We start from the raw sequence: 25,377 nt of genomic DNA on the forward strand, positions 1-25,377 counted from the left end.
CTGGACCTACCAGAACTCAGCTCAYCGAACCGATGCCCTGGCGAGCTGGCAGCACCACTACAACTGGCATCGCCCGCACAGCGGCATCGGCGGTATCGCGCCTATGTCCAGACTCAACTCGTCAAGAAACAACCTCTTGACGCTTCACACCTAGGCATCAGCCTTCTTCAGCACATACCCGATGCGCGGAAAGTGCACGTGCACCGTGCCCACTCGCTCGTTGCTGCGCTCCAGCGTGTAGTGCGTGCGCGTGGCCGCCACCAGCGTGCCCGGTGTTTCTTCCAACCCGAAGCTCTCGGCGCGGACGGTGACGGCGCTGCCTAGCGGAATGCCATGGTCGTCCTGGAAAGTGCTGTCGGTCAGCAGCGTGTGCGGCGTCGCCGCCTTGGCGACGGCAATGGCCTCGTCGCTGGTGAACTTCTCGGGCACGCCGTGGCCGATGGCGGCCATGCGGTCCATCCAGTCGATCACCGCAGGCGTCAAGTCGAGGATGGTGCGCACCGACTCGATGCGGCGCGTGTACCAGAGCGGGTGATAGGCCGAGAAGTCAGCGATGCTTGACACCTCGCCCAGCAGGTAGGGCTTCTCGTCGAGCATGTCCGACAGGCGGCGCAGGTACGACTTGTAGGCGCTGGCGGCATCGGCCGGGCGCAGGCGGGTCATGTTGCCTGCGCTCATCTTGCCGCGGTCTTCGCCGAAGGCCTTCGCGGCTTCGGGCGGGGCCTTGGCGAACACCTCGGCCGCGCCCTTGGGCTGCAGGCTCCAGGCCATGGCGGACCAGAACAGCGTGGTGTCGGCCCACTGCGCGAGGATGCGCGACATGCCTTTCTCGGGCTCCGGGTACAGCGTGGGTTCGGGTTGAAGGTGTTCCAGCACGTCGGCGATGAGCGCGCTGTCGCAGTACATGTCGGCGCCGATCTGCAGGAACGGCGTCTTGCGGTAGCCGCCGGTGAGCACCCCCACATCGGGCTTGGGCATGATCGGCGGGATGAAGACCGATTTCCACGGCAGCTTCTTGGCGCCGAGGATCATGCGCACCTTCTCCGAGAACGGCGAGGTCAGGTAGTGGTGGAGGATCAGGTCGGCCATGGTGTTTCCTGTGGGGCTGTCGTTGTGTGTTCAGCGAGGTTGCGCGCGCTGGATGATCGAATCGAAATCGGTGCCCGCGGCCAGCGTACCGAAGACGTTGCCCCAGTCTCCGCCAAGGCGCGAGGCACAGAAGGCGCCGACGACGGCGGGGGGCGCGGTCTGCGCGAGCAGCGCGCCCTGCACGGCCAGCGCCACGTCCTGCGCGAGGCGGCGGGCCTCGGCTTCGGAGGCCATGGCCTCGATGCGTGCCGGCAGCGCCTCGGCGAGCCTGTCGAGCGCGGCGTGCTGGCCGCGCGCGGGTGCCAGCTCTTTCGCCAACGCGGCGACCGCGTCGCCCTTGCGCAGGCCACGCAGCAGGTCGAGCGCCATGATGTTGCCAGCGCCTTCCCAGATGGAGTTGAGCGGCATCTCGCGGTAGATGCGGGCCATGATGCCTTCGCCGCCCTCTTCCACGTAGCCGTTGCCGCCGAGGCACTCCATGGCTTCCTGCGCGAAATGGCTGCCGCGCTTGCAGATCCAGAACTTGGCGACAGGCGTGAGCAGGCGGGCAATCAGGCGCTCATGCTCGTCGGCCTGTTGGTCGAAGGCCCTGGCAAGGCGGATGGCAAGCGCGGTGGCGGCTTCGCTTTCGAGTGCGAGGTCGGCCAGCACGTTCTTCATCAAGGGTTGCTCGATCAGCGGCTTGCCGAAGGCGTTGCGCTGCGCCGCGTGGTTGAGCGCGATGCCCAGCGACTGGCGCATGAGGCCGCTGGTGCCCAGCGCGCAGTCGAGCCGCGTCATCGTGCCCATCTCGAGGATCTGCGGAATGCCGCGGCCCTCCTCGCCCACGAGCCATGCGCTTGCGCCCTGGAACTCGACTTCGGAACTCGCATTGGCCTTGTTGCCAAGCTTGTCCTTCAGGCGCTGGATCTGGATGCCGTTGCGCGTGCCGTCGGGCAACACGCGCGGCAGGAAGAAGCAGCTGAGCCCGGACGGCGCCTGCGCCAGCACCAGGAAGGCGTCGCACATCGGCGCCGAGAAGAACCACTTGTGTCCGGTGATCGCATAGCGCTCACCCCAGGCATCGCTGCCGTCGCGCACGGCCCGGGTGGTGTTGGCCCGCACGTCGGAGCCGCCCTGCTTCTCGGTCATGCCCATGCCCATGGTCACGCCGGGCTTGTCCTTGAAGACCTTCAACGCCGGGTCGTACCAGAGGCTGCCGAGCTTCGGTCCCCAGTCGGCGTACACGCCTGCGTTGCTGCGCAGCGCGGGCGTGGCCGCATAGGTCATGGAGACGGGGCAAAGAATCGACGGCTCCAGCTCGGTGAAGAGCATGAAGCCCGCCGCGCGCAGCACGTGCGGCGAGGCCGAGGTGCCGGTCCACGGCGTGCCGTGCAGCCCTGCACCCACCGCGGCGGTCATCAGTGCGTGGTAGCTCGGGTGGAACTCCACCTCGTCGATACGCCGTCCGAAGCGGTCGTGCGTGTGCAGCTCCGGCATGTGGATGTTGGCGAGCCGCGCATGCGCCTGCATGCCGGCCGTGCCGAGAGTGGCGCCCAGTTCCTGCAGCTGCGTGGTCTGCAGCGCGGGCGCGTTGAACTTCAGCGCGTCGCGCAGGGGCCGGTTGGTGTCGAAGAGGTTGTAGTCCACCAGCGGCGTGGGCTGGTTGAACACCTCGTGCGTCGAATTCATTCGAATACCTCCGTGCTTCGCACTGCGGTGCGCGCTTGCTTGGGGCGGCCCGGCGCGGCGCGCATGACCGGCCTCCTTTGCCGCGCGTTCAGTTCATCGGGGGCAATCAGATCAGCTTGACCAGTTGCTTGCCGAAGTTCCGGCCCTTGAGCAGGCCCAGGAAGGCTTCAGGCGCGGCTTCGATGCCCTGCGCGATCGACTCGCGCGGCTTGAGCTTGCCGGTGCCCACCAGCGTGCCCAGCTCCGTCAGCGCCTCGGGCCACACTTCCATGTGCTCGCTGACGATGAAGCCTTCGATCTTCATGCGGTTGATGAGGATCAGCGCTGGGTTTGCGAGCGGCAGCGGCTGGCCGTCGTAGCCCGCGATCATTCCGCACAGCGCCACGCGGGCGAAGGCGTTGGCGCGCAGCAGCACGGCGTCGAAGATGTAGCCGCCGACGTTCTCGAAGTAGCCGTCGATGCCGTTGGGGCAGGCTTCCTTGAGCGCGGCGCTCATGGTCTTCACGTCGGGGTGCACACGGTAGTCGATGCAGGCGTCGAAGCCGAGTTCGTCGGTCACGTACTTGCACTTGTCGGGGCCGCCGGCAATGCCGACCACGCGGCAGCCGCGCGCCTTGGCCAGCGCACCGAAAGCGCTGCCGACCGCGCCGCTGGCGGCGGTGATGACCACCGTTTCACCGGCCTTGGGCGCAATGATCTTCACCAGGCCGTACCAGGCGGTAACGCCGGGCATGCCGACCGCGCCGAGGTAGTGCGACAGCGGCACGTGCGTGGTGTCGACCTTCTTCAGCGCGCCGGGCTGCGAGGCATCGACCACGCTGTATTCCTGCCAGCCGCCGAAGCCGACCACCTTGTCGCCCACGGCATACCTGGGGTGCTTGCTCTCGACCACTTCGCCGGCGGTGCCGCCCTGCATGGTCTGGCCCAGCGGCTGCGGCTGCGCGTAGCTCTTCGAGTCGTTCATGCGCCCGCGCATGTACGGGTCGAGGCTCATGTAGTGGTGCCGCACGAGCACCTGGTTGTCCGCGAGCGCGGGGGTCTCGGCTGTCACGAGCTTGAAGTTGCCCGCCACGGCTTCGCCGTCGGGGCGGTTGTCGAGGTGGATCTGTTTGTTGGTAGGCATGAAAGAAATCTCCGGGAATATGGTCGTGTCAGTCGGTCGATGGCGGTCGCATCTCGTTGACGCTCGACGGGCCGGTCGGCAGCCGGCGCTTCACGTACTTGAAGGTGCCGGTGGCGTGGGCGCAAACGCGCTCCTGTTCGTCGTAGATTTTGGCCTCCGTGAAAGCCAGCGTCGCCGTCCGGTGAATGAGCGTGCCGCGCGCATGCAGCGGACCGACCGAAGGCTGCATGAAGCTGGTCTTCATCTCGATGGTGACCACGCCGGTCTCGGGCGCCACGCTGCGCGCTGCCGCCGCCATGGTGATGTCGAGCAGCGTCATGCAGGCGCCGCCGTGCGTCACGTCGAAGGTGTTCAGATGCTCGGGCTTGGCGGTGTAGCAGATCTCGGACTCGCCGCCCTCGAACTTCGTCAGAGAAAAGCCCAGGTGGCGCGCGAACGGGATCTGGCTCGTGTACGAGCGGATGTTGATGTCGCTGGAATCGGAAGAAGAAGACATGTCAGGCAGCACCCAGCACGACGCTCACGCCGCCGTCGACCGCCAGCCATTGGCCGGTGATGTGCTTGCCGGCATCGCTCGCGTAAAGCAGCGTCAGGCCCTTCAGGTCTTCGTCGTCGCCCAGGCGGCCGAGCGGCGCCTGCGCGGCCATCTTCTCTTCGCCCAGCGACTTGATGAGGCCGGCGGCCATCTTCGTCATGAAGAAGCCCGGGCAGATCGCGTTCACGGTGATGTTGTACCTGCCCCATTCGGCAGCCAGCGTGCGCGTGAAGCCGATCACCGCGGTCTTCGAGGTGTTGTAGGCCAGCGTCTGCATCTCGGGAGGGTTGCCGTTCAACCCGGCGATCGAGGCAATGTTGATGATGCGGCCGGTCTTCTTCGGGATCATGTAGCCGTTGGCGATCTGCTGCGACAGGATGAAGTAGCCGCGCACGTTGAGGTTCATCACCTTGTCCCAGGCCTCGACCGGGTGGCTCTCGGCTGGCGCGCCCCAGCTGGCGCCCGCATTGTTGATGAGGATGTCGACCGCGCCCATACGCTGCAGCGTCTCGTCGGCCAGGCGGCGGGTGTCTTCTTCCTTCGAGCAGTCTGCGGCAATCCAGCGCGCGTCGATGCCTGCGGCCTGCAGCTCAGCGGCGGCCTGCTCCAGGTCGTCGGCCTTGCGCGAGCTCAGCATGATCTTCGCGCCGGCTTCGCCCAGCGCATGGGCCATCTGCAGGCCCAGGCCGCGCGAACCACCGGTGATGAGGGCGGTCTTGCCGGTGAGGTCGAAGAGTTGCTGGACGGTGCGTGCGGTCATGAGAGATGTCTCCAATCAGGGGCTGAATTGTTCAGGTCGGGAAATGCCGCGGAACCGGCTTCGCCGGGCCGCAGGCGTTGTCCCCTGCAAGGGGGTTGGCGAAGCGACACGAAGTGCGCGCAGCCTGGGGGTGAGTCATGCCATGTAGTCCATGCATTGGCGGGCCTCGCGGACCGCGCCGATGAAGGGCTTCAACGCCACGTGCTGCGGGTGATCCGCATAGGCCGCGAGTGCGGCCTCGTCGGTGAACTCCGAATACAGGATCAGGTCGTAGGTGGCTTCGAGCCCGGGCTGGGCAATGGCCACCTCGAAGCGCAGCGTGCCGGGCGACAGCTTGGCGCAGGCGTCGAGCAAGGCCTTGGCTTTCAACAGGTTGGTCGCCTTGTCGGTGCCCTCGGCGTGCTCCTTGAACTTCCACATCACGATGTGCTTGAGCATGGTGGGCCTCGTTACTTGCTGGTGGGGTTGTCGTTGGGCAGGCGCGAGCGCACGTAGATCAGCGCGAAGCCGATCAGCGCCACGACGCCGCCGGGCACGGCGATGGACCAGCCCAGCGCGGCGTCGGTGCGGCCGGTGGCGATGCCCAGGATCACGACGAACAGGCCGCCGTAGATCAGGATCCAGATCCACTTCTCGAGCCGCGCGTGCGGCTTGGGAGGCTTGACGGAGGGGGTGTTGTTGCTGGGGTTGGCGTTCGGCGAATTGGTAGTGGCCATCAAAAGGCGTCCTCGGGCAAAGCGGTACAGGTCGGGTCGCGGGTTTCGACCACGTTGAGCCATGCGCCGATTTTCGGCAGCTCGTAGTGAAAGAAGTAGTCCGTGGCGCCGATCTTGCCAGCTGTTACCGCCCTCGCCTTTTCCGCGTCGATCTGCAGGGCCTTCAGGGCCACGTCGAGCCAGATCCAGGCCAGCACCGTGTGGCCAAAGGCCTGCATGTAAGGCACGGCGTTGGCCAGCGCTTCGGCCGGGTCGCCGGTGGACCAGGCGGCCTCGGTGGCGCTGCCGATACGCTGCAACGCGGCGCCCAGCGCCTCGGCGTGCGCCGCCAGCGCCGGCACCCTGGCCGCTCGGCCGATGGTGTCGGTCATGCGCGCGGCCAGCAGTTGCAGGCCGCGGCCCTTCTCCATCAGTACCTTGCGGCCCAGCAGGTCGGCTGCCTGGATGCCGTGGGTGCCCTCGTGGATCATGTTCAGGCGGTTGTCGCGCCAGTACTGCTCCACCGGAAAGTCGCGCGTATAGCCGTAGCCGCCGTGCACCTGGATGGCCAGCGAATTGGCCTCCAGGCACCACTCGCTGGGCCAGCTCTTGGCGATGGGCGTGAGCACTTCAAGCAGCAGGCGGGCGTCGTCGGCAGCCTGTGCGTCGCCGGTCTTCTGCTCGTCGACCAGCCGGGCGCAGTACAGCTCCAGCGCCAGCGCGCCTTCGCAGTACGCCTTCTGGGCGAGCAGCATGCGGCGCACGTCGGCGTGCTCGATGATGCGCACCTGCGGCGCGGCCGAGTCTTTCGCAACCGCGGTGCCGGCAGCGTCCGGCTTCTTCACCAGGCGGCCCTGCGGCCGGCTCCTGGCGTATTCGAGCGAGGCGTGGTAGCCCGCCATGCCCAGCATGGTGGCCGCCGTGCCGACGCCGATTCGCGCCTCGTTCATCATGTGGAACATGCAGTGCAGGCCCTTGCCAGGCTCGCCGACGAGGTAGCCCACCGCGCCCGCCTTGCCGCCGACCGGGTACTTGCCCTCGCCGAAGTTCAGCAGCGTATTGGTGGTGCCGCGCCAGCCCAGCTTGTGGTTGAGGCCCGCGAGCGCCACGTCGTTGCGCTCGCCCGTGAGTGCGCCCTGCGTGTCCACCATGCGCTTGGGCACGATGAACAGCGAGATACCGCGCGTGCCGGGCACCAGCTTGCCGTTCTCGTCCGGGATCTTGGCCAGCACGATGTGCACGATGTTCTCGGTCAGCTCGTGGTCGCCCGACGAGATCCACATCTTGTTGCCCGTGAGCCGGTAGCGCGGGCCCAGCGGGTCTTGCTGAAAGTCGTCGCCGTCGGGCACGGCGCGCGTCGCCACGTCGCTCAGCGACGAACCCGCCTGCGGTTCCGACAGGCACATGGTGCCGGCCCAGCGTCCGGAAAATTCATTCTTCGCGAACACCTCTTTCTGCCTCTCGGTGCCGTGCACCATCAGCAGGTTGGCGTTGCCGCTCGTGAGCATGTTGGAGCCGATGCTCACCGAGGCCATCGCGAAGAAGCTGTTGGCCGCCGCCTGCATCGTGTAGGGCAGTTGCATACCGCCGATGTCGTAGTCTTGCGCCGCACTCATCATTCCCGACTCGACGAAGGCCTTGTGCGCGTCGTGCGTGGCCTGCGGCAGGATGACCTTCTCGCCGTCGAAATGCGGCTCCTGCGTGTCCACCGTGCGGTTGAACGGCGCGTACTTCTCGCGCGCGATGCGCTCGCAGGTGTCAAGCACCGCGTCGAATGTTTCGCGCGAGTGGTCGGCAAAGCGTTCGCGCTGGTTGAGCGACTCGGCATCGAGCCAGTCGTAGAGCAGGAAGTCGAGGGTGGGACGAAGGCTCATGGTCGGATTTCGGTGGATGTCATGAGGCCGCGGCGTCCCTTCTCAGGAACACCGCGGAACCGGCTTCGCCGGGCCGCCGGTGTTGCCCCCGGAAGGGGGTTGGCGAAGGCGACACGCAGTGCGCCGCAGACTGGGGGAGAGTCAGATGATTTCGAACACGCCCGCGGCACCCATGCCGCCGCCGATGCACATCGTGACCACGACCTTCTTGGCGCCACGGCGCTTGCCCTCGATGAGCGCGTGGCCCGTCAGGCGCTGGCCGCTCACGCCGTAGGGGTGGCCCACGGCGATGGCGCCGCCGTCAACGTTCAGGCGGTCGGCCGGAATGCCGAGCTTGTCGCGGCAATAGATCACCTGCACGGCGAAGGCTTCGTTCAACTCCCACAGGTCGATGTCGTTGACCGTGAGGCCCAGGCGCTTGAGCACCTTCGGGATCGCGAAGACGGGGCCGATGCCCATTTCGTCGGGCTCGCAGCCAGCCACGGCAAAGCCGAGGAAGCGGCCGAGCGGCTTCAGGCCCTTCTGCTGCGCGTACTTTTCGTCGACCACCACGCAGGCGCCGCCGCCGTCGGAGAACTGGCTGGCGTTGCCGGCCGAGATCAGGCCGCCGGGCATGGCCGGGCGGATGCCGCTGATGCCTTCCTTGGTGGTGCCCGGGCGGATGCCTTCGTCGTTCTCGACGGTGACTTCCTTGGTGCGCAGGCCCATCACGGGGTCGGCCACGCCGGCCAGCACGGTGATGGGGGCGATCTCGTCCTTGAAGCGGCCGGCTTCCAGCGCGGCGGTGGCCTTCTGCTGGCTGGCGGCGCCGTATTCGTCCATGGCGTCGCGACCGATGTTGTAGCGCTTGGCGACCTGCTCGGCCGTCTGCAGCATGTTCCAGTAGATCTCGGGCTTGTGCTTCACGAGCCACGGGTCGGCCAGCATGTGCTTGTTGGCTTCGTTTTGCACGCACGAGATGCTCTCGACGCCGCCGGCCACGTACACGTCGCCCTCGCCCGCGATGATGCGCTGGGCGGCGGTGGCGATGGTCTGCAGGCCCGAGGAGCAGAAGCGGTTGATGGTCATGCCCGAGGTGGTGATCGGCAGGCCGGCGCGCAGCGCGATCTGGCGCGCGATGTTGGAGCCGGTCGCGCCTTCGGGCGTGGCACAGCCCATGATGACGTCGTCCACCGAGGCGGGGTCGATGCCGGCGCGCTGCACGGCGTGCTGCACCGCGTGGCCGCCGAGCGTGGCGCCGTGCGTCATGTTGAAGGCACCCTTCCAGCTCTTCGCGAGCGGCGTGCGGGCGGTGGAAACGATGACGGCGCTGGTCATGGTGAGGTCCTTTGAAGCAGATGGAAGGAAAAAGAGAGAGCTGTCGTCATTGCGCCGGAGCAGCGTTGGTATTGCTCAGGAGCTGGTGATAGAAGCCGATCATCTCGCCGTAGTTCGAGATGGCCAGGCGTTCGTTGTTGCCGTGGAAGCGGGCCAGGTCTTCGCTCTTCACGCGCAACGGCGAGAAGCGGAAGACGGCGTCGCTCACGAGGCTGAAGTGGCGCGAGTCGGTGGCAGCGGTCATGAGGCCGGGTGCCACCACCGCATCGGGAAAGCTCTGGCGCACGGCTTGCTGGATCGCGCGGTAGCCGGTGCTGTCGGTCGGCGACACCGGCGACGGCTCGGAATTGCCCGGGTAAGCCTTGATCTTGATGTCGTCGTTGCCCAGCGCCTTGCGCAGGTGCGCCTCGGTGCCGGCCAAGGTGTCGCCCGGCAGCACGCGGAAGTTGACGGCGGCCTCGGCGCGGCCGGGCAGCACATTGTCCTTGTTGCCCGCGCGCACGATGGTCAGTGCGGTGGTGGTGCGCAGCATGGCGTTGCTGCTCGGGCTCTTCTCGAGCTGGCCGCGCACCAGCGGCTCGGTGAGCCACAGGTTGGACAGCATCACGCGGTTGACACCGCTCATTTCGGGCGCCAGCGCACCGAACATCTGGCCGGCCACGCCGCGGATGCCGCCGGGCATCGGATTGGCTTCGAGCCGCGCGAGCGCCGCGCTCATGCTGCCGATCGCGCTGTGCTGCGGCGGCATCGACGAGTGGCCGGGGGCCGTGTCGAGCGAGAGGAAGAAGGTGCCGTAGCCCTTCTCCGCCAGGCCGATGAGCGCTGCGGGCTTGCTCAGGCCCGGCAGCACGCCGTCGAGCACCAGCAGACCTTCGTCGAGCACCCACTCCAGGCGCACGTTGCGCGACTTGAGCAGTTCGGCAATGGGCAGCGCGCCGCGCAGGCCGCTCACTTCTTCGTCGTCGCCCATCACGAGGTAGACGGTCTGCCTGGGCTTGAAGCCGGCGCCGATGAGCAGCTCGACGGCTTCCATCTGCGCGCACAGGTTGCTCTTGTCGTCGAGCGTGCCGCGGCCCCAGACGAAGCCGTCCTTGATCTCGCCGGCGAAGGGGTCGACCGTCCACGCCTTCTCGGTGCCCGGTGCGATGGGCACCATGTCCTGGTGCGCCATCAGCGCGATGGGCTTGGCGCTCGGGTCGGTGCCGGTCCAGGTGTAGAGCAGCGCCTTGTTGCCGACCACTTCCTTCTTGAGAGTGGCATGCACCTTGGGAAACTGCTGTTCGAGGAATGCGTGCAGCTTGTCGAACTCGGCCGCGTTGGCAGCCGGGTCGTCCAGGCTCGACACCGTGCGGAACGTGATCGCCGTGGACAGCCGCTTGGCCGCCGCCTGCAGGTCGATGTTCAGCTTGGGCGCGGGCGCCACCGCCAGCTGCTGCGACGGCGTGGTCCAGGTCTTGACCGCCACGGCAGCCACCAGCAAGACGATTGCCAGCAGCAGCCCGAGGAAGATGCGTTTCAACATGAGCGGTCTTGACTCCTGTTCAGTCTCAGCTGAACTGCTTGCCTTCGGCCACGAGCTTCTGGATCAGCGGCGCGGGCTGCCAGAACTCGCCGTCGTCGCGCGGGTTCTTCGCGAAGCGCTTCATCGTCTCGGCCACGTTGTAGAGGCCGACCTGCGATGCGTAGTGCATCGGGCCGCCGCGCCAGATCGGGAAGCCGTAGCCCGTGAGGTACACCATGTCGATGTCGCCCGACTTCGAGGCAATGCCGTCTTCGAGGATGTGCGCGCCTTCGTTGACCAGGGCGAACACCAGGCGCTGCACGATCTCTTCATCGGAAATCTTGCGCGGCGTGATGCCCAGTTCCTTGCGGTGGTCTTCGATCATCTTGTTGACGAGCTCCGACGGAATCGCGTCGCGCTTGCCGGCCTGGTAGTCGTACCACCCTGCCCCGGTCTTCTGGCCGAAGCGGCCCAGTTCGCAGAGCTTGTCGGCCGTGCGGCTGTACTTCATGTCGGCGCGTTCGACGGCACGGCGCTTGCGGATCGCCCAGCCGATGTCGTTGCCGGCCAGGTCGCCCATGCGAAACGGACCCATGGCAAAGCCGAACTTCTCGACGGCCTTGTCGACCTGCTGCGGCGTGGCACCTTCGTCCAGCAGGAAGCCGGCCTGGCGGCTGTACTGCTCGATCATGCGGTTGCCGATGAAGCCATCGCACACGCCGGAGACCACCGAGGTCTTCTTGATCTTCTTGCCGATGGCCATGACCGTGGCGAGCACATCCTTGGCGGTGGCCTTGCCACGCACCACTTCGAGCAGCTTCATCACGTTGGCCGGGCTGAAGAAGTGCATGCCGACCACGTCCTGTGGACGCTCGGTGAACGAGGCGATCTTGTCGACGTCGAGCGTGGAGGTGTTCGAGGCCAGGATCGCGCCCTTCTTGGCGACGCGGTCCAGTTCCTTGAAGACCTTTTCCTTCACGCCGATTTCCTCGAACACGGCCTCGATGATGAGGTCGGCGTCCTTCAGGTCGTCATAACTCAGCGTGGTGCTCAGCAGCGCCATGCGCTGCTCGTACTTGTCCTGCTTGAGCTTGCCCTTCTTGACCTGGGCTTCGTAGTTCTTCTTGATGGTGGCGACGCCGCGGTCGAGCGCCTCCTGCTTCATTTCGAGGATCTTCACGGGAATGCCCGCGTTCAGGAAGTTCATCGAGATGCCGCCGCCCATGGTGCCGGCGCCGATGACGCCGACGGCCTTGATCTCGCGCTTCGGTGTGTCTTCGGGCACGTCGGGGATCTTGCTCGCGGCGCGTTCGGCCATGAACAGGTGGCGCAGGGCCAGCGATTCGGGCGTGAACATCAGCGAGGTGAAGATGCGTCGCTCTTCGGCCATGCCCGCGTCGAACTTCATCTTGGTGGCGGCCTGCACGGCGTCCACGCATTGCAGCGGCGCCGGGTAGTTCTTCGACATGCCGCCGACCATGTTCTTGGCGAACTGGAAGTAGGCGTCGCCCTGCGGGTGCTTGCACGGCAGGTTGCGCACCAGCGGCAGCGCGTCGGCGCCGGTCTTGCCGGCCACGCTCCTGGCGAAGGCCACGGCTTCGTCGAACACAGACTCGGGCGAGTCGGCCAGCTTGTCGAACAGCTTCTGGCCGGGCAGGCTCGCGAGCAATTCGCTTTTCACGGGTTCGCCGCTGACGATCATGTTCAGTGCGGTTTCCACGCCGAGCACGCGCGGCAGGCGCTGCGTGCCGCCGGCGCCGGGAATCAGGCCGAGCTTGACTTCGGGCAGCGCGATGCTGGTGCCCGGTGCGGCCACACGATAGTGGCAACCCAAGGCCAGTTCGAGGCCGCCGCCCATGCACACCGAGTGGATGGCCGCGACGATGGGCTTGGCCGAGGCCTCGAGCGCGAGGATCACGCTCAGCAGGTTGGGCTCCTGCAGCGCCTTGGGCGTGCCGAACTCCTTGATGTCCGCGCCGCCCGAGAACGCCTTGCCGGCGCCGGTGATGACGATGGCCTTGACGGCGTCGTCGGCGTTGGCCTTCGACAGGCCATCGGTGATGCCGATGCGCGTCGAGAAGCCGAGACCGTTGACCGGAGGGTTGGTCAGTGTGATCACGGCGATATCGCCGAGCACTTTGTATTCAGCCGTCATGCTGCGTTCCTTGGTGTGAGAAGAAAAAGAAGAAAAAGCACGAGTGTTCTTTTTCGGGGGATTCTAGGCGTTTCGCGAGGCCAAACAATGGCACGCAGTCGCTGTAGAGACAAGGCCTTCCATGAGGAGGGCGGGACTTTCCGGAAACACCGCGGAACCGGCTTTGCCGGGCCGCAGGTGTTGCCCCCTGCAAGGGGGTTGGCGCAGCGACACGAAGTGCGCGAAGCCTGGGGGGCTGCCTAAACCTCCAACCACTCCTTGCGAGTGGTCGCGTCGGCGCGCAGGCTGTCCGGCGTGCCGTCGAACACGATGCTGCCGTGGCCCATGACGAGCGCGCGGTCGGAGATCTGCATCGCGATGGTGAGCTTCTGCTCGATCAGCAGCACCGAGATGCCCTTGTCCTTGAGCGTGCGCAGGTATTGCCCCACCAGCTCGACGATCTTGGGCGCCAGGCCCTCGGTCGGCTCGTCGATGATGATCAGGTCGGGGTCGCCCATGAGCGTGCGGCACAGCGTGAGCATCTGCTGCTCGCCGCCCGAGAGCACGCCGGCCTCGGTGTGCTGGCGTTCCTTCAGGCGCGGGAACATGCCGTACATGTCGTCGAACGACCAGCGGCTGCCTTTGCCCGAGCCCTTCTGCCCCAGCAGCAGGTTCTGGTGCACCGTGAGCTTGGGGAAGATGTCGCGGTTCTCGGGCACGTAGCCGATGCCGAAGTGCGCGATCTCGTAGGCCTTGCGGCGCAGGATGTCCTGGCCCTTCCAGTGCAGGCCGCCTTCGGCATGCACCAGGCCCATGATGGCCTTGGCGGTGGTCGAGCGGCCCGAGCCGTTGCGGCCCAGCAGCGCGACGATCTCGCCCGGATGCACGTCGAAGGAAACGCCATGCAGCACATGGCTCTTGCCGTAGTAGGCGTGGATGTCTTGAAGCTTCAGCATCTCAGTGTCCCGCTCCCTGTGCGTCGGCGACCGACGATCCGAGATACGCCTCCTGCACGCGCGCATTGGCGCGAACGGCAGCCGGCGTGTCGAAGGCGATGACCTCGCCATACACCACCACCGCGATCTTGTCGGCCAGCCCGAACACCACGCCCATGTCGTGCTCCACCGTCAGCAACGTCTTGCCGACGGTCACGTACTTGATGAGCGAGATGAAATGCGAAGTCTCGGTCTTGCTCATGCCGGCCGTGGGTTCGTCCAGCAGGATCACGCTGGCGCCGCCCGCGATGGTCACGCCGATCTCCAGTGCGCGCTGCTCGGCGTAGGTGAGGTTCACCGCGTGTACGTCGCGCTTCTTCTCCAGGCCGATCTGCTTGATGAGCTCCTCGGTGCGCTCATTGGCATCGTCGAGGTTCGAGAGGAAGCGCAGGAAGGTGTACTTGTAGCCCAGGCTCCACAGCACACCGCAGCGCAAGTTCTCGAAGACCGTGAGCTTCGGAAAGATGTTGGTGATCTGGAAGCTGCGCGACAGCCCGAGCCGGTTGATCTCGTAGGGCTGCTTGCCGTCGATGCGCTGGCCGTTGAGCAGCACCTCGCCGCTGGTGGGTGCAAGCCGGCCGCTGATCAGGTTGAACAGCGTGGACTTGCCCGCACCGTTCGGCCCGATGACGGCGATGCGCTCGCCCGCCGTCACGGCCAGGTCGACCCCGCGGATGATGTCGGTCTTGCCGAAGCTCTTGCGCAGGCTCTTGAGTTCGAGTGAATAGGTCATGCCGTCTCCCGCCGCTTGATCTCGGCTTCGATTTCTTCCTGCGCCTGGCCCCAGACCTTCGCGAAGCGCCGGCGGAACACCTCGAACACACCCAGCCCCACCGCCAGCAAGGCCATCGCGACGACCCAGCTCGCGACCGATGAGGTGTCGAGTTGCAGGCCCGCGAACGGCACCATGGGTCCGAGCGCCGCGTTGAGCTGCATGTGATAGATCATCTCGACAATGGCCGCCGCGCCCGCGAGCACGATGGCCGCACCGATGAACAGGCCCACGTACAGCAGGTAGAAGCGCTTGATCTTGCCGAACAGCGCCACGCGCACGTTCATCATGATCAGGCTGGCCACGCCGCCCGGCGCGAACATCACCATCAGCAGGAACACCAGGCCCACGTACAGCAGCCAGGCCTTGCTGAGTTCGGACAGCAGCACCAGCGCGAACACCAGCAGCGCCGCACCGATGATCGGCCCGAAGAAGAAGGTCGCACCGCCGAGGAAGGTGAACAGCAGGTAGCTGCCCGAGCGCAGCCCGTTCAGGCTGTCGGCCGCATTCACGATCTCGAAGTTGATGGCCGCCAGCCCGCCGCCGATGCCCGCGAAGAAGCCCGCGATGATGAAGGCGTAGTAGCGCACGCGCTGCGTGTTGTAGCCGATGAACTCCACGCGCTCGGGGTTGTCGCGCACCGCGTTCAGCATGCGCCCGAGCGGCGTGCCGGTGAAGGCGAACATCAGCCCGGTGCAGATGAAGCAATACACGGCGATCAGGTAGTACACCTGGTTCTGCGGCCCGAAGTTGATGCCGAAGAACGAGGCGCCGTACACGCGGTTGGTGGTGATGCCGCCCTCGCCGCCGAAGAAGCTCGGGAACATCAGCGCCATGGCGGCCACCAGTTCGCCGAGGCCGAGCGTGATCATCGCGAAGGTGGTGCCCGACTTCTTGGTCGACACATAGCCGAACACCATGGCGAAGAACATGCCGCCGAGGCCGCCCACGAGCGGAATGAACACCAGCGGAATCGGCAGCTTGCCGGCGCCGGCCAGGTTCATCGCGTGGATGGCGATGAAGGAGCCCAGGCCCACGTACACGGCATGTCCGAAGCTGAGCATGCCGCCCTGCCCCAGCAGCATGTTGTAGCTCAGGCAGATGATGATGAGATAGCCGATCTGCGACAGCATGGTCAGCGCCAGGCTGCTGGTGAAGATCATCGGCGCCACGATCAGCAGCAGCGCGAAGAATGACCAGATCAGGATGCGGCCGATGTTCAGCGGCTTGAAGCGGTAATACCGGGTCGGCGCCTTGGCTGAAGCGGCTGGTGTGGTTGTCGTTGCGGTGTTCATGGCGTCAGTCCTCCCGCGTTCCGAGGAGGCCCTTGGGCCTGAAGATGAGGATCAGCACCAGGAACAGGTACGGAAGAATGGGCGCCACCTGCGAGATGGTGAGCTTCAGCAGTTCGTAGCCGAAGGTCTGGTCGCTCACTACCACGCCAAAGGCCTGCAGGCCGGTCGCGAGCGACTGGTCCATGGCCACGGCGAAGGTCTGCACGATGCCGATGATCAGCGAGGCCAGGAAGGCTCCCGCCAGCGACCCCATGCCGCCGACCACCACCACCACGAAGATGATGGAGCCGACCGAACCCGCCATGGCCGGCTCGGTGACGTAGGTGTTGCCGCCGACCACGCCCGCGAGGCCCGCCAGCGCGGCACCGCCGCCGAACACCAGCATGAACACGCGCGGCACGTTGTGGCCCAGCGCCTCGACCATGTCGGGGTGCTTCAGCGCCGCCTGGATGACCAGGCCGATGCGCGTGCGCGTGAGCAGCAGCCACACCGACACCAGCATCAGGACCGCCACGAGCATGATGAACGAGCGTGACTTGGGAAACTGCGTGCCGTAGAGCGTGAAGAGCGGCCCCTGCAGCGCCGACGGCAGGCCGTACGGCACCGTGGAGCGGCCCCACACCAGTTGCACCAGTTCGAGGATGAGGTACGAAAGGCCGAAGGTCACCAGCAGCTCGGGCACGTGGCCGAACTTGTGGACCCGGCGCAGGCAGTAGCGCTCGAAGGCCGCACCCAGCGCAAACACCAGCAGCGGCGCAATGAAGAGCGCCGGCCAGAAGCCGACGATGCCCGACAGCGTGTAGGCGAAGTAGGCGCCCAGCATGTAGAAGCTGGCGTGCGCGAAATTGAGCACACCCATCATGCTGAAGATCAGCGTGAGGCCGGAGCTCAGCATGAACAACAGCAAGCCGTAGCTCACGCCATTGAGCAGCGAGATGACGAAGAATTCGACGTTCATCGGTCTTTCGTGTCAGTAAGAAAAGAAAAAGGCCCGAGTGTTGAAGTCGGGCCTCGACCGCTTTGGCGCGTTCCCGTACTCAGGAGGGACGCTTCATCTGGCACGAGGTCGGCGTGCTGGCCACGTAGGCGTCGTAGAACTTCACGGGCGCCAGCGTGTAGCCGGTGTTCTCCGGGCTGTACGGATACTTGGCGCTGGCCTTCTCCCACTTGGCGATGTACAGGCCCTGCTGCGCCTGGTGGTCGGTCTTGCGCAGCTCGATGTCGCCGTTGAAGCTCTTGAACTTCAGCCCTTCCATCGCGGCCGCCACCTTGACGGGGTCGGTCGACTTGGTCTTCACGAAGGCTTCGGTCAGGGCCTGGAACACGGTGTAGATGTCGGAGGTGTAGAGGTCGTCGTTGAACTTCTTCTTGAACTCTTCGGCGTACTTCTGCATGTCGCCGCCCATGTTGTAGTGGGCATAGCTGACCTGATAAACCTTGCCGTCGGACGCGGCACCCATGGCGGTCGGGGTGCCCGTGGTCACGGCGTAGTAGGTGTAGAACTTGACGTTCAGGCCCGAATCGTTGGCCGACTTGATCAACAGGGCGAGGTCGGAGCCCCAGTTGCCGGTGATGACGGTGTCGGCGCCCGAGGCCTTGATCTTGGCGACGTAGGGCGCGAAGTCGCGCACCTGGGCCAACGGGTGCAGGTCGTCGCCGACGATCTGGATGTCGGGGCGCTTGTGCTTCAGGTCTTCCTTGGCGAACTTGGAAACCTGCTGGCCGTGCGCGTAGTTCTGGTTGAGCAGGTAGACCTTCTTGATCTCCGGCTGGTCCTTCATGTACGTGGTCAGCGCTTCCATCTTCATCGACGTGTCGGCGTCAAAGCGGTACTGCCAGTAGCTGCACTTGCTGTTGGTCAGATCGGGGTCGACCGCGGCGTAGTTGAGGTACAGCGCTTCCTTGCCGGGATTGCGCGCGTTGTTCTTCTCGAGCGCGTCGATGATGGCCAGTGCGGGGCCGGAACCATTACCCTGCACGATGTAGCGCGCGCCCTGGTCGAGGGCCGAGCGCAGTGCGCTGGTGGTTTCCTGCGGACTGAGCTTGTTGTCGATGCCGATGATCTCGAACTTCACGCCCGCCGCATTCTTCTTGTTGAATTCTTCGGCGAAGAACTGGAAGGTCTTGAGCTGGTTCGTACCGACCGCGGCCATGAGGCCCGACAGCGGGTCGAGCCATGCGATCTTGACGGTTTCACCCTTCTGGGCAAGGGCGCCGGTGGCGGTGGCAGCGATGACGGCTGCGGCGGCGATTTTCAGAGCGAAATTCAATCTATATCTCCTGGTCAAACCGATTCGAAACGCCGCACGAGAGTACAAGCGTTTGCAGCCCCTCCCCTCAGGGAATGCCCGTAAGAGGGGTGCCGCAAAGGCCCGTTTCTATCGCGCATGCGACACCGCGTTTCTCCAAGCTGCTACCCACGGGTAGACATCTGCTACCCGCGGGTAGGAAACGCGCTCGCAAAGACGCTCATGGGCGCTTCATCTGGCAGGTGGTGGGCGTGCTCGCCACGTACGACTCGTAGTACTTCACGGGAACATTCGTGTAGCCGGTGTTCTCCGCGTCGTACGGGTACTTGGCGCTGGCCTTCTCCCAGCGCGCGATGTACAGGCCCTGCTGCAGCTGGTGGTCGGCCTTGCGCATCTCGACCTCGCCGTTGAAGCTCTTGATCTTCATGCCTTCCAGCGCCGCGGCCACCTTGACCGGGTCGGTCGACTTGGTGGCGGCGAAGGCCGCGTCGAGCAACGCGAACACGTGGTAGATCGAGGACTGCGTGAGGTCGTCGTTCATGCGCTTTTTGTAGCCCCCGAGCAGCCTCTGGATCTCCCCGCCCATGTTGTAGTGGGCGTAGGCGACCGTGTAGACCTTGCCGTCCGACGTGGCGCCCATGGCCGTAGGCGTGCCGGCGCCCGGCGCGTAGTAGGTCAGGAACTTGACGTTCAGGCCCGAGTCGTTGGCGGCCTTGATGAGCAGCGACAGATCGGAGCCCCAGTTGCCGGTGATGACGGTGTCGGCGCCCGAGGCCTTGATCTTGGCGATGTAGGGAGAGAAGTCGCGCACCTGGGCCAGCGGATGCAGGTCGTCGCCGACGATCTGGATGTCGGGGCGCTTGACCTTCAGGTCTTCCTTGGCGAACTTGGACACCTGCACGCCGTGGGCGTAGTTCTGGCCGAGGATGTAGACCTTCTTGATGTCGGGCTGGTCCTTCATCCAGGTGGTGAGCGCCTCCATCTTCATGGAGGTGTCGGCGTCGAGCCGGAAGTGCCAGTAGCTGCACTTGCTGTTGGTCAGGTCGGGGTCGACGGCCGCGTAGTTCATGTACAGCAGCTCCTTGCCCGGATTGCGCGCGTTGTTCTTCTCGATGGCGTCGATGATCGCGAGCGCGGGGCCGGAGCCGTTGCCCTGCATGATGTAGCGCGCGCCCTGGTCTTGCGCCGAGCGCAGCGCGGCGGTGGTTTCCTGCGGGCTGAGCTTGTTGTCGAGCGCGATGATCTCGAACTTCACGCCCGACTGGTTCTTCTTGTTGAACTCTTCTGCAAGGAACTGGGTGGTCTTGAGCTGGTTGGTGCCGACCGCCGCCATGAGGCCGGAAAGCGGGTCGAGCCAGGCGATCTTGACGGTCTCGCCCTTTTGAGCGAATGCAGCGGTCAGGCTCACCAACATTGCACAGGCAGCTACTGACTTGATAGCAAATTGCATGAAGAGTCTCCAGTTTGTAAGGCGGAGTGCCAGCCTACAAGCGCCCTTTTTTTCGCCGCACAGGGATTGCCCGCAAGCTTGACCGCCGAGGCGGAATTCCTATCGCCTGCGCGACAGCGCGGCAGGGCTCGCGCGGGTCTTCAAAGGGTCGGCAGCTTGTAGTCCTTGAGCAGTTCGCGCAGCCTGGTCTTCAAAATCTTGCCGGTGGCGCCGATGGGGATGGCTTCGACGAACACCACGTCGTCCGGGATCTGCCACTTGGCGGTCTTGCCCTCATAGAACTTCAGCAGTTCCTCGCGCGTGACCTCGGCATTGGGCTTCTTCACGACCGCGATGATCGGCCGCTCGTCCCACTTGGGATGGAACACGCCGATGCACGCGGCCATGGCCACGGCCGGGTGCGCAACGGCGATGTTCTCGATCTCGATGGAGCTGATCCACTCGCCGCCGGACTTGATCACGTCCTTGCTGCGGTCGGTGATCTGCAGGTAACCCTCGGCATCGATGGTGGCGACGTCGCCGGTGGGGAACCAGCCGCGATTGCGCGCATCGGGAATAAGCGGGTTGCCGCCCTCGCCCTTGAAGTATTCCTTGACGATCCACGGGCCCTTGACCAGCAGGTCGCCATAGGCCTTGCCGTCCCACGGCAGTTCGTTGCCGTCGCCATCGACGATCTTCATGTCGACGCCAAAAATGGCACGGCCCTGCTTCATGCGGATCTGCAGCTGGGCGTCGGCCGGCAACGACAGGTGCTTGTTCTTGAGGGTGCACAGCGTGCCCAGCGGGCTCATCTCGGTCATGCCCCAGGCGTGCAGCACCTCGACGTCGTAGATGTCCTGGAACGCCTTGATCATGGCCGGCGGGCAGGCCGAGCCGCCGATGACGGTGCGGTTGAGCTTCGAGAACTTCAGGCCATTCGCCTGCATGTGGCCCAGCATCATCTGCCACACGGTGGGCACGCCGGCCGCGAAGGTCACGCCTTCGGATTCGATCAGCTCGTACACCGACTTGCCATCCAGCGCGGGGCCGGGAAACACGATCTTGCAGCCCACCAGTGCGGCCGAATACGGAATGCCCCAGGCATTGACGTGGAACATCGGCACCACCGGCAGCACCGAGTCGCGCGCCGACAGGCGCATCACGTCTGGCAGGGCCGCGGCATAGGCATGCAGCATGGTCGATCGGTGGCTGTAGAGCGCGGCCTTCGGATTGCCCGTGGTGCCGCTCGTGTAGCACATGCTCGACGCTGAGTTCTCGTCGAAAGTCGGCCATTCGTAGTCATTGGACTGCGCGCCCATCCAGCCCTCGTAGCTCACGAGGTTGGGAATCCCGCTGTCGGCGGGCAGCTTGTCGGCATCACAGAGTGCAATCCATTTCCGGATCGTGGGGCACTTGGCGTGCACCGCCTGTACCAGCGGGAGGAAGCTCAGGTCGAAGCACAGGATCTGGTCTTCGGCATGGTTGGCGATCCACGCGATCTGGTCGGGGTGCAGGCGCGGATTGATGGTGTGCAGCACGCGGCCGCTGCCGCTCACGCCGTAGTACAGCTCCAGGTGGCGGTAGCCGTTCCAGGCCAGCGTGGCGATGCGGTCGCTGAACAGCAGCTGCTCGCCGTCCAGCGCATTGGCCACCTGCCGGGCACGCGATGCGATACCGCCCCACGTCGTGCGGTGGATGTCGCCCTCGACCCGGCGCGAGACGATCTCGCCGTCGCCGTTGTGGCGCTCGGCAAACTCGATCAGCGACGAGATCAAAAGCGGTTGGTCTTGCATCAAACCCAGCATCTACGGACTCCTGAAAGAAATGACTTCATGAACTTGCGGACATCGGATTCACGCAAGCTTCGGCGACTTTCACAATGACACAAACCCGCACTGCGGAATCTGGCCTCGAATTCCTGGCCCGGTGCGCGACCCCGCATACTTCCGGCCGCCGAGCACGCGGAAAATTCTAGGAACCGGCGCCGTTTTCACCCCTATCGCAAGGAAGCCAAACGAATGACTTCAGGAGCCTCCGTGCCGCACCGCCAGCGTGGGCCGCAACGCCGGCCGACCGGCGGCATCCCGCAGCCTGAGCTGCGTACCAGCTCGGCCGCCTGGCTCGAAGGCGTGCTCTCGATGTTCGAGGCCGAGGGGCTGGACGTGCCCTCGCTGCTGCGCGACGCCGGCTTCGATCCCGATTCGCTGCACCGGCAGAACACGCGCATCCCGGTCGACGAGGTCACGGTGATGTGGCAGCTCGCGGTAGCCCGCGCCGGCAAGCCCATGCTAGGCCTGCAACGCGACCTGGCCGCCACGCACAGCAAACTGGGAACGGTGGGCCATGCGATGTCGTGCAGCGCCACGCTCGGGGCGGCGCTCGCGCGGCTGGCGCGCTACATGGCCGTGATTTCGGATGCGACCGGCTTCTCGCTGCATCCCGAGCCGCGCGGCTGCTGGCTGTCAATGGAACACACCGGCGGCAGCCTGCCGATTCCGCGCCAGCGCGTCGAATACGCCCTGCTGACCACGCTGATGCAGTGCCAGTGGCTCACGCGGCGCGAACTGCAGCCGCTGGCGATGGAGTTCGTCTATCCCGCGCCGACCAGCGACCGGCTGCACCGGGAGGCCTTCGGCTGCGAGGTGCGCTTCAATGCAGCGGCCAACCGCCTGCTGCTGTCGAGCGCCGACATGGCAATGCCGCTGCCCACCTACCACGAGACGCTCGGCGAGATGCAGGAGCATCTGCTGGACGAACAACTCGATCTGCTGGGTCAGGCCACCACAAGCAGCCTGGTGTGCGCCGAGATCGCGCGCCGGCTCCAGCACGGCGAGCCGCGCCGGCAGGACGTGGCCTCGGGTCTGGGCCTGGCCGAGCGCACGCTGCAGCGGCGGTTGCAGGAGGAGTCGGTGTCGTTCCAGTCGCTGCTCGACCGCACCCGTCGCGAGCTGGCGCAGCAGTACCTTGCCGACGACCGACATACATTGACCGAAGTAGCCGACAGGCTGGGCTTCGTCGACAGCAGCAACTTTTTTCGCGCCTGCAAGCGCTGGTTCGGCGTGCCGCCAGCGCAATACCGGGCGCGCATCTGGAATGGGCCTGCCGCACTCGCGGCCTGAGGGCGCGCGGGCCGCGATGGCCCGTTCGGCAAGGGGTTACGCGCTGTGCCGGACAATCCGGGCATGAGCTTGCTTGCTGAAGACACCGAGGTCGCGGACCTGGGGTTGCGCTGGAAACCCGGTTTCGCCGCCTTGGGCCCGGCATTTTTCACTGAACTGAGGCCGACGCCCCTGCCCGATCCGTACTGGGTGGGCCGCAGCGAAGCCGTAGCACGCGAACTCGGGCTGCCGGCCGGCTGGCATTCGTCGGACGGCACGCTCGCTGCCCTGACCGGCAACCTGCCCGTCGCCGGCAGCCGCCCCTTCGCGACGGTCTACAGCGGCCACCAGTTCGGCGTGTGGGCAGGCCAGCTCGGCGACGGACGTGCGATCACGGTCGGCGAGACCGAAGGCGGGCTCGAAGTGCAGCTGAAGGGCGCGGGCCGCACGCCTTACTCGCGCGGCGGCGACGGCCGCGCGGTGCTGCGCTCCAGCATCCGGGAGTTTCTGTGCAGCGAGGCCATGCACGGCCTCGGCATCCCGACCACCCGCGCGCTGTGCGTGACGGGGTCCGACGCCCGCGTGTACCGCGAGGAGCCGGAAAGCGCGGCCGTCGTGACCCGCGTCGCACCGAGCTTCATCCGCTTCGGCCACTTCGAGCACTTCGCGGCCAACCAGCGCGAAGATGAGTTGCGCGCGCTGGCCGACTACGTCATCGACCGCCACTACCCGGCGTGCCGCACCACCGGGCGCTTCGGTGGCAACGCGTATGCCGCCTTCCTCGAAGCCGTGAGCGAGCGCACCGCCGCCCTGCTCGCCCGATGGCAGGCCGTGGGCTTCTGCCACGGCGTGATGAACACCGACAACATGAGCATCCTCGGGCTCACCATCGACTACGGCCCGTTCCAGTTCCTCGATGGCTTCGACCCGCGCCACATCTGCAACCACAGCGACACCAGCGGGCGCTACGCCTTCAACCAGCAGCCCAACGTGGCTTACTGGAACCTGTTCTGCCTCGCACAGGCGCTGCTGCCGCTGATCGGCGACCAGGAAGTCGCGGTGGCCGCACTGGAGTCGTACAAGACCGTGTTCCCGAACGAGTTCGAGGGCCGCATGCGCGCCAAGCTCGGGCTCGCGAACCCGGCCGAAGGCGACCGCGCGCTGATCGAAGGCGTGCTCAAGCTGCTGGCCGCCGGCAAGGTCGACTACACCATCTTCTGGCGCCGGCTCTCGAACCACATGGCCGACGGCAACGTCGAGCCGGTGCGCGGCCTGTTCCTGGACCGCGAGGGCTTCGACGCGTGGCTGCTAGCGTTTTCGGAGCGCCATACGACCACTGGACGTACGCAGGCCGCCGATCTGATGCTCAAATCCAACCCCAGGTTCGTGCTGCGCAACCACTTGGGGCAGCAAGCGATCGAAGCAAGTCAGCAAAAAGACCACTCGGGTGTGGCAACCTTGCTGGCTGTGCTCGAGACCCCATTTGAAGAACATCCCGACGCCGACGCACTCGCCGGCTTCCCGCCCGACTGGGCCTCCACGATCGAAATCAGCTGCTCATCATGACCACTCCCGTACAGAAGACCGACGCCGAATGGAAAGCCCTGCTCGCTGAAAAAGGCGCCGAGCCCGCGGCCTTCGAGGTGACGCGCCACGCGGCCACCGAACGCCCCTTCACCGGCAAGTACGAAGCGCACTGGGACGACGGCACCTACCACTGTGTGTGCTGCGGCGCCAAGCTGTTCGAATCATCGACCAAGTTCGATGCCGGCTGCGGCTGGCCCAGCTTCTCTGAAGAAGCGGTGCCCGGTGCCATCAGGAACATCGTCGACCGATCGCACGGCATGGTGCGCACCGAGAACGTGTGCGCCAATTGCGGCGCCCACCTGGGCCACGTGTTCCCTGACGGCCCGACCGAAACCGGCCTGCGCTATTGCATGAACTCGGCGTCGCTCGACTTCCATAAAAAATGAAACTGCTCCTCGACTTCTTTCCCATCCTCCTGTTCTTCGGCGCCTACAAGCTCGCCGACATCTACACCGCCACCGGCGTGCTCATGGCCGCCACCGTGGTGCAGATGGCCATCATCTATGCCATGGAGCGCAAGCTGCAGGCGATGCAGAAGGCCACGCTGGTGCTGATCCTGCTGTTCGGCACGCTCACGCTGGTGCTGCACGACGACCGCTTCATCAAGTGGAAGCCGACGGTGCTGTACGGCGCGATGGCCATCGCGCTGGCGGTGGCGCTCTGGGCGCTGAAGAAGAACTTCCTCAAGATGCTGCTGGGCTCGCAGCTCGAGCTGCCCGACCGCATCTGGGGCCGGCTCAACGTGGCGTGGATCGGCTATTGCCTGTTCATGGCGCTCATCAACGGCTACGTGGCGGCGTACTTCACGACCGAGGCCTGGGTCAACTTCAAGCTCTGGGGCTATGTGTTCCCGATCGTCTTCCTGGTGGCGCAGGGTCTCTATATTGCGCCGCACATCAAGGGCGACGACAAGCCGACCGCCTGATGCGCACCGCCTCCCTCCCCACCGCCGCCGACCTCGAAGCCGCGTTGCGCGAGGCGCTGGCCCCGACGCAGCTCGAAGTGATCGACGAAAGCAGCGCCCACGCGGGCCACGCCGGTGCCAATGCGCAAGGACGGGGCAGCCATTTCCGAGTGCGCATCGCCTCGCCGCTGTTTGCCGGAAAGCCCCGCGTGGCGCGGCATCGGCTTGTGTATGATGCCCTCCAGGTTTTTATCGCGCAGGGCCTTCACGCCATCGCCATCGAGGTGCTTTGAGCCCTCTGCCCGCTTTCTTTCACGCGCTTATTCCTACACGCGCATTTCTTCTCCAG

24 protein-coding genes are annotated in these 25,377 nt (G+C 65.6%); 6 read left to right on the forward strand and 18 right to left on the reverse strand.

Features of this window, described 5'->3' with window-relative positions:
- A partial coding sequence (locus tag AC1DFC_RS23840) for an integrase core domain-containing protein (protein ID WP_188258210.1) occupies positions 1-154 on the forward strand: 154 nt, incomplete at its 5' end.
- Here AC1DFC_RS23840 and AC1DFC_RS23845 read toward each other — a convergent pair.
- The 18 genes from AC1DFC_RS23845 to AC1DFC_RS23930 form a co-directional block, all read right to left on the reverse strand.
- Positions 151-1,089, reverse strand: coding sequence for a glutathione S-transferase family protein (locus tag AC1DFC_RS23845; RefSeq protein ID WP_478180107.1), 939 nt, complete (start codon positions 1,087-1,089; stop codon positions 151-153). The two genes, AC1DFC_RS23840 and AC1DFC_RS23845, sit on opposite strands and share 4 nt — an antisense overlap.
- A gap of 30 nt (positions 1,090-1,119) precedes the next feature.
- Positions 1,120-2,760 (reverse strand): isovaleryl-CoA dehydrogenase, encoded by a 1,641-nt coding sequence (locus AC1DFC_RS23850; protein WP_478180108.1) that lies wholly within the window; start codon positions 2,758-2,760, stop codon positions 1,120-1,122.
- Positions 2,761-2,866: 106 nt separating this feature from the next.
- Positions 2,867-3,883, reverse strand: coding sequence for an NADP-dependent oxidoreductase (locus AC1DFC_RS23855; RefSeq protein WP_007832734.1), 1,017 nt, complete (start codon positions 3,881-3,883; stop codon positions 2,867-2,869).
- A 28-nt stretch (positions 3,884-3,911) separates the two neighbouring features.
- The gene (locus tag AC1DFC_RS23860) at positions 3,912-4,379 is read right to left on the reverse strand and encodes a PaaI family thioesterase (protein WP_007832732.1); all 468 of its coding nucleotides are present in this window, start codon (positions 4,377-4,379) and stop codon (positions 3,912-3,914) included.
- A gap of 1 nt (position 4,380) precedes the next feature.
- Complete coding sequence (locus tag AC1DFC_RS23865) at positions 4,381-5,178, reverse strand: SDR family oxidoreductase (protein ID WP_007832730.1); 798 nt, start codon at positions 5,176-5,178, stop codon at positions 4,381-4,383.
- A 135-nt stretch (positions 5,179-5,313) separates the two neighbouring features.
- Positions 5,314-5,616, reverse strand: a complete 303-nt coding sequence (locus AC1DFC_RS23870; protein WP_413335095.1) for a Dabb family protein — start codon at positions 5,614-5,616, stop codon at positions 5,314-5,316.
- Positions 5,617-5,627: 11 nt separating this feature from the next.
- Positions 5,628-5,894 (reverse strand): hypothetical protein, encoded by a 267-nt coding sequence (locus AC1DFC_RS23875; protein WP_007832726.1) that lies wholly within the window; start codon positions 5,892-5,894, stop codon positions 5,628-5,630.
- Positions 5,894-7,747, reverse strand: a complete 1,854-nt coding sequence (locus AC1DFC_RS23880; RefSeq protein ID WP_413335096.1) for an acyl-CoA dehydrogenase — start codon at positions 7,745-7,747, stop codon at positions 5,894-5,896. The genes AC1DFC_RS23875 and AC1DFC_RS23880 overlap by 1 nt, the downstream gene beginning before the upstream one ends.
- A 141-nt stretch (positions 7,748-7,888) precedes the next feature.
- Positions 7,889-9,064, reverse strand: coding sequence for an acetyl-CoA C-acyltransferase (locus AC1DFC_RS23885; protein ID WP_007832722.1), 1,176 nt, complete (start codon positions 9,062-9,064; stop codon positions 7,889-7,891).
- Between the two features lie 46 nt (positions 9,065-9,110).
- Complete coding sequence (locus tag AC1DFC_RS23890; RefSeq protein WP_478180109.1) at positions 9,111-10,586, reverse strand: M20 family peptidase; 1,476 nt, start codon at positions 10,584-10,586, stop codon at positions 9,111-9,113.
- 25 nt (positions 10,587-10,611) lie between these two features.
- Positions 10,612-12,720, reverse strand: a complete 2,109-nt coding sequence (locus AC1DFC_RS23895) for a 3-hydroxyacyl-CoA dehydrogenase NAD-binding domain-containing protein (RefSeq protein ID WP_007832718.1) — start codon at positions 12,718-12,720, stop codon at positions 10,612-10,614.
- Between the two features lie 239 nt (positions 12,721-12,959).
- Entirely contained in the window at positions 12,960-13,655 is a 696-nt protein-coding gene (locus tag AC1DFC_RS23900) for an ABC transporter ATP-binding protein (protein ID WP_478180110.1), read from the reverse strand.
- A 1-nt stretch (position 13,656) separates the two neighbouring features.
- Positions 13,657-14,427 (reverse strand): ABC transporter ATP-binding protein, encoded by a 771-nt coding sequence (locus tag AC1DFC_RS23905; RefSeq protein ID WP_478180111.1) that lies wholly within the window; start codon positions 14,425-14,427, stop codon positions 13,657-13,659.
- Positions 14,424-15,761, reverse strand: coding sequence for a branched-chain amino acid ABC transporter permease (locus AC1DFC_RS23910; protein WP_478180112.1), 1,338 nt, complete (start codon positions 15,759-15,761; stop codon positions 14,424-14,426). Before AC1DFC_RS23910 ends, AC1DFC_RS23905 begins: the two co-directional genes overlap by 4 nt.
- 4 nt (positions 15,762-15,765) lie before the next feature.
- Complete coding sequence (locus tag AC1DFC_RS23915) at positions 15,766-16,719, reverse strand: branched-chain amino acid ABC transporter permease (RefSeq protein ID WP_007837793.1); 954 nt, start codon at positions 16,717-16,719, stop codon at positions 15,766-15,768.
- Between the two features lie 79 nt (positions 16,720-16,798).
- On the reverse strand, positions 16,799-18,031 hold the full coding sequence (locus tag AC1DFC_RS23920; protein WP_007837794.1) for a branched-chain amino acid ABC transporter substrate-binding protein: 1,233 nt from the start codon (positions 18,029-18,031) through the stop codon (positions 16,799-16,801).
- A gap of 199 nt (positions 18,032-18,230) precedes the next feature.
- Positions 18,231-19,460 carry a branched-chain amino acid ABC transporter substrate-binding protein gene (locus AC1DFC_RS23925; protein WP_007837795.1) on the reverse strand — a complete coding sequence of 410 codons (1,230 nt, stop codon included), beginning with the start codon at positions 19,458-19,460 and terminating at the stop codon, positions 18,231-18,233.
- A gap of 140 nt (positions 19,461-19,600) precedes the next feature.
- Positions 19,601-21,244: a 3-(methylthio)propionyl-CoA ligase gene (locus AC1DFC_RS23930; RefSeq protein WP_007837796.1), complete on the reverse strand. Its 1,644-nt coding sequence runs from the start codon at positions 21,242-21,244 to the stop codon at positions 19,601-19,603.
- A 231-nt stretch (positions 21,245-21,475) separates the two neighbouring features.
- On the opposite strand from AC1DFC_RS23930, the gene AC1DFC_RS23935 reads away from it, so the two are divergent.
- The 5 genes from AC1DFC_RS23935 to AC1DFC_RS23955 all read left to right on the forward strand — a co-directional run bounded on the left by AC1DFC_RS23935 (position 21,476) and on the right by AC1DFC_RS23955 (position 25,321).
- Positions 21,476-22,558, forward strand: coding sequence for an AraC family transcriptional regulator (locus tag AC1DFC_RS23935; RefSeq protein ID WP_478180132.1), 1,083 nt, complete (start codon positions 21,476-21,478; stop codon positions 22,556-22,558).
- Between the two features lie 63 nt (positions 22,559-22,621).
- Entirely contained in the window at positions 22,622-24,103 is a 1,482-nt protein-coding gene (locus AC1DFC_RS23940) for a protein adenylyltransferase SelO (protein WP_478180113.1), read from the forward strand.
- Complete coding sequence (msrB, locus tag AC1DFC_RS23945; RefSeq protein WP_007837799.1) at positions 24,100-24,510, forward strand: peptide-methionine (R)-S-oxide reductase MsrB; 411 nt, start codon at positions 24,100-24,102, stop codon at positions 24,508-24,510. The genes AC1DFC_RS23940 and msrB overlap by 4 nt, the downstream gene beginning before the upstream one ends.
- Entirely contained in the window at positions 24,507-25,049 is a 543-nt protein-coding gene (locus AC1DFC_RS23950; protein ID WP_007837800.1) for a septation protein A, read from the forward strand. The genes msrB and AC1DFC_RS23950 overlap by 4 nt, the downstream gene beginning before the upstream one ends.
- Positions 25,049-25,321 carry a BolA family protein gene (locus tag AC1DFC_RS23955; RefSeq protein ID WP_007837802.1) on the forward strand — a complete coding sequence of 91 codons (273 nt, stop codon included), beginning with the start codon at positions 25,049-25,051 and terminating at the stop codon, positions 25,319-25,321. Before AC1DFC_RS23950 ends, AC1DFC_RS23955 begins: the two co-directional genes overlap by 1 nt.
- The last annotated feature ends 56 nt before the right edge of the window (positions 25,322-25,377 follow it).

The sequence above is a fragment of the Variovorax sp. 10L421 genome (assembly GCF_056395365.1).

Coding starts and splice junctions, on each gene's coding strand:
- AC1DFC_RS23875 (WP_007832726.1), bottom strand. CDS start 5,894: ATGGCCACTACCAATTCGCCGAACGCCAACCCCAGCAACAACACCCCC.
- AC1DFC_RS23870 (WP_413335095.1), bottom strand. CDS start 5,616: ATGCTCAAGCACATCGTGATGTGGAAGTTCAAGGAGCACGCCGAGGGC.
- AC1DFC_RS23930 (WP_007837796.1), bottom strand. CDS start 21,244: ATGCTGGGTTTGATGCAAGACCAACCGCTTTTGATCTCGTCGCTGATC.
- AC1DFC_RS23880 (WP_413335096.1), bottom strand. CDS start 7,747: ATGAGCCTTCGTCCCACCCTCGACTTCCTGCTCTACGACTGGCTCGAT.
- AC1DFC_RS23915 (WP_007837793.1), bottom strand. CDS start 16,719: ATGAACGTCGAATTCTTCGTCATCTCGCTGCTCAATGGCGTGAGCTAC.
- AC1DFC_RS23860 (WP_007832732.1), bottom strand. CDS start 4,379: ATGTCTTCTTCTTCCGATTCCAGCGACATCAACATCCGCTCGTACACG.
- AC1DFC_RS23940 (WP_478180113.1), top strand. CDS start 22,622: ATGAGCTTGCTTGCTGAAGACACCGAGGTCGCGGACCTGGGGTTGCGC.
- AC1DFC_RS23865 (WP_007832730.1), bottom strand. CDS start 5,178: ATGACCGCACGCACCGTCCAGCAACTCTTCGACCTCACCGGCAAGACC.
- msrB (WP_007837799.1), top strand. CDS start 24,100: ATGACCACTCCCGTACAGAAGACCGACGCCGAATGGAAAGCCCTGCTC.
- AC1DFC_RS23850 (WP_478180108.1), bottom strand. CDS start 2,760: ATGAATTCGACGCACGAGGTGTTCAACCAGCCCACGCCGCTGGTGGAC.
- AC1DFC_RS23905 (WP_478180111.1), bottom strand. CDS start 14,427: ATGACCTATTCACTCGAACTCAAGAGCCTGCGCAAGAGCTTCGGCAAG.
- AC1DFC_RS23845 (WP_478180107.1), bottom strand. CDS start 1,089: ATGGCCGACCTGATCCTCCACCACTACCTGACCTCGCCGTTCTCGGAG.
- AC1DFC_RS23900 (WP_478180110.1), bottom strand. CDS start 13,655: ATGCTGAAGCTTCAAGACATCCACGCCTACTACGGCAAGAGCCATGTG.
- AC1DFC_RS23950 (WP_007837800.1), top strand. CDS start 24,507: ATGAAACTGCTCCTCGACTTCTTTCCCATCCTCCTGTTCTTCGGCGCC.
- AC1DFC_RS23855 (WP_007832734.1), bottom strand. CDS start 3,883: ATGCCTACCAACAAACAGATCCACCTCGACAACCGCCCCGACGGCGAA.
- AC1DFC_RS23885 (WP_007832722.1), bottom strand. CDS start 9,064: ATGACCAGCGCCGTCATCGTTTCCACCGCCCGCACGCCGCTCGCGAAG.
- AC1DFC_RS23910 (WP_478180112.1), bottom strand. CDS start 15,761: ATGAACACCGCAACGACAACCACACCAGCCGCTTCAGCCAAGGCGCCG.
- AC1DFC_RS23955 (WP_007837802.1), top strand. CDS start 25,049: ATGCGCACCGCCTCCCTCCCCACCGCCGCCGACCTCGAAGCCGCGTTG.
- AC1DFC_RS23890 (WP_478180109.1), bottom strand. CDS start 10,586: ATGTTGAAACGCATCTTCCTCGGGCTGCTGCTGGCAATCGTCTTGCTG.
- AC1DFC_RS23895 (WP_007832718.1), bottom strand. CDS start 12,720: ATGACGGCTGAATACAAAGTGCTCGGCGATATCGCCGTGATCACACTG.
- AC1DFC_RS23925 (WP_007837795.1), bottom strand. CDS start 19,460: ATGCAATTTGCTATCAAGTCAGTAGCTGCCTGTGCAATGTTGGTGAGC.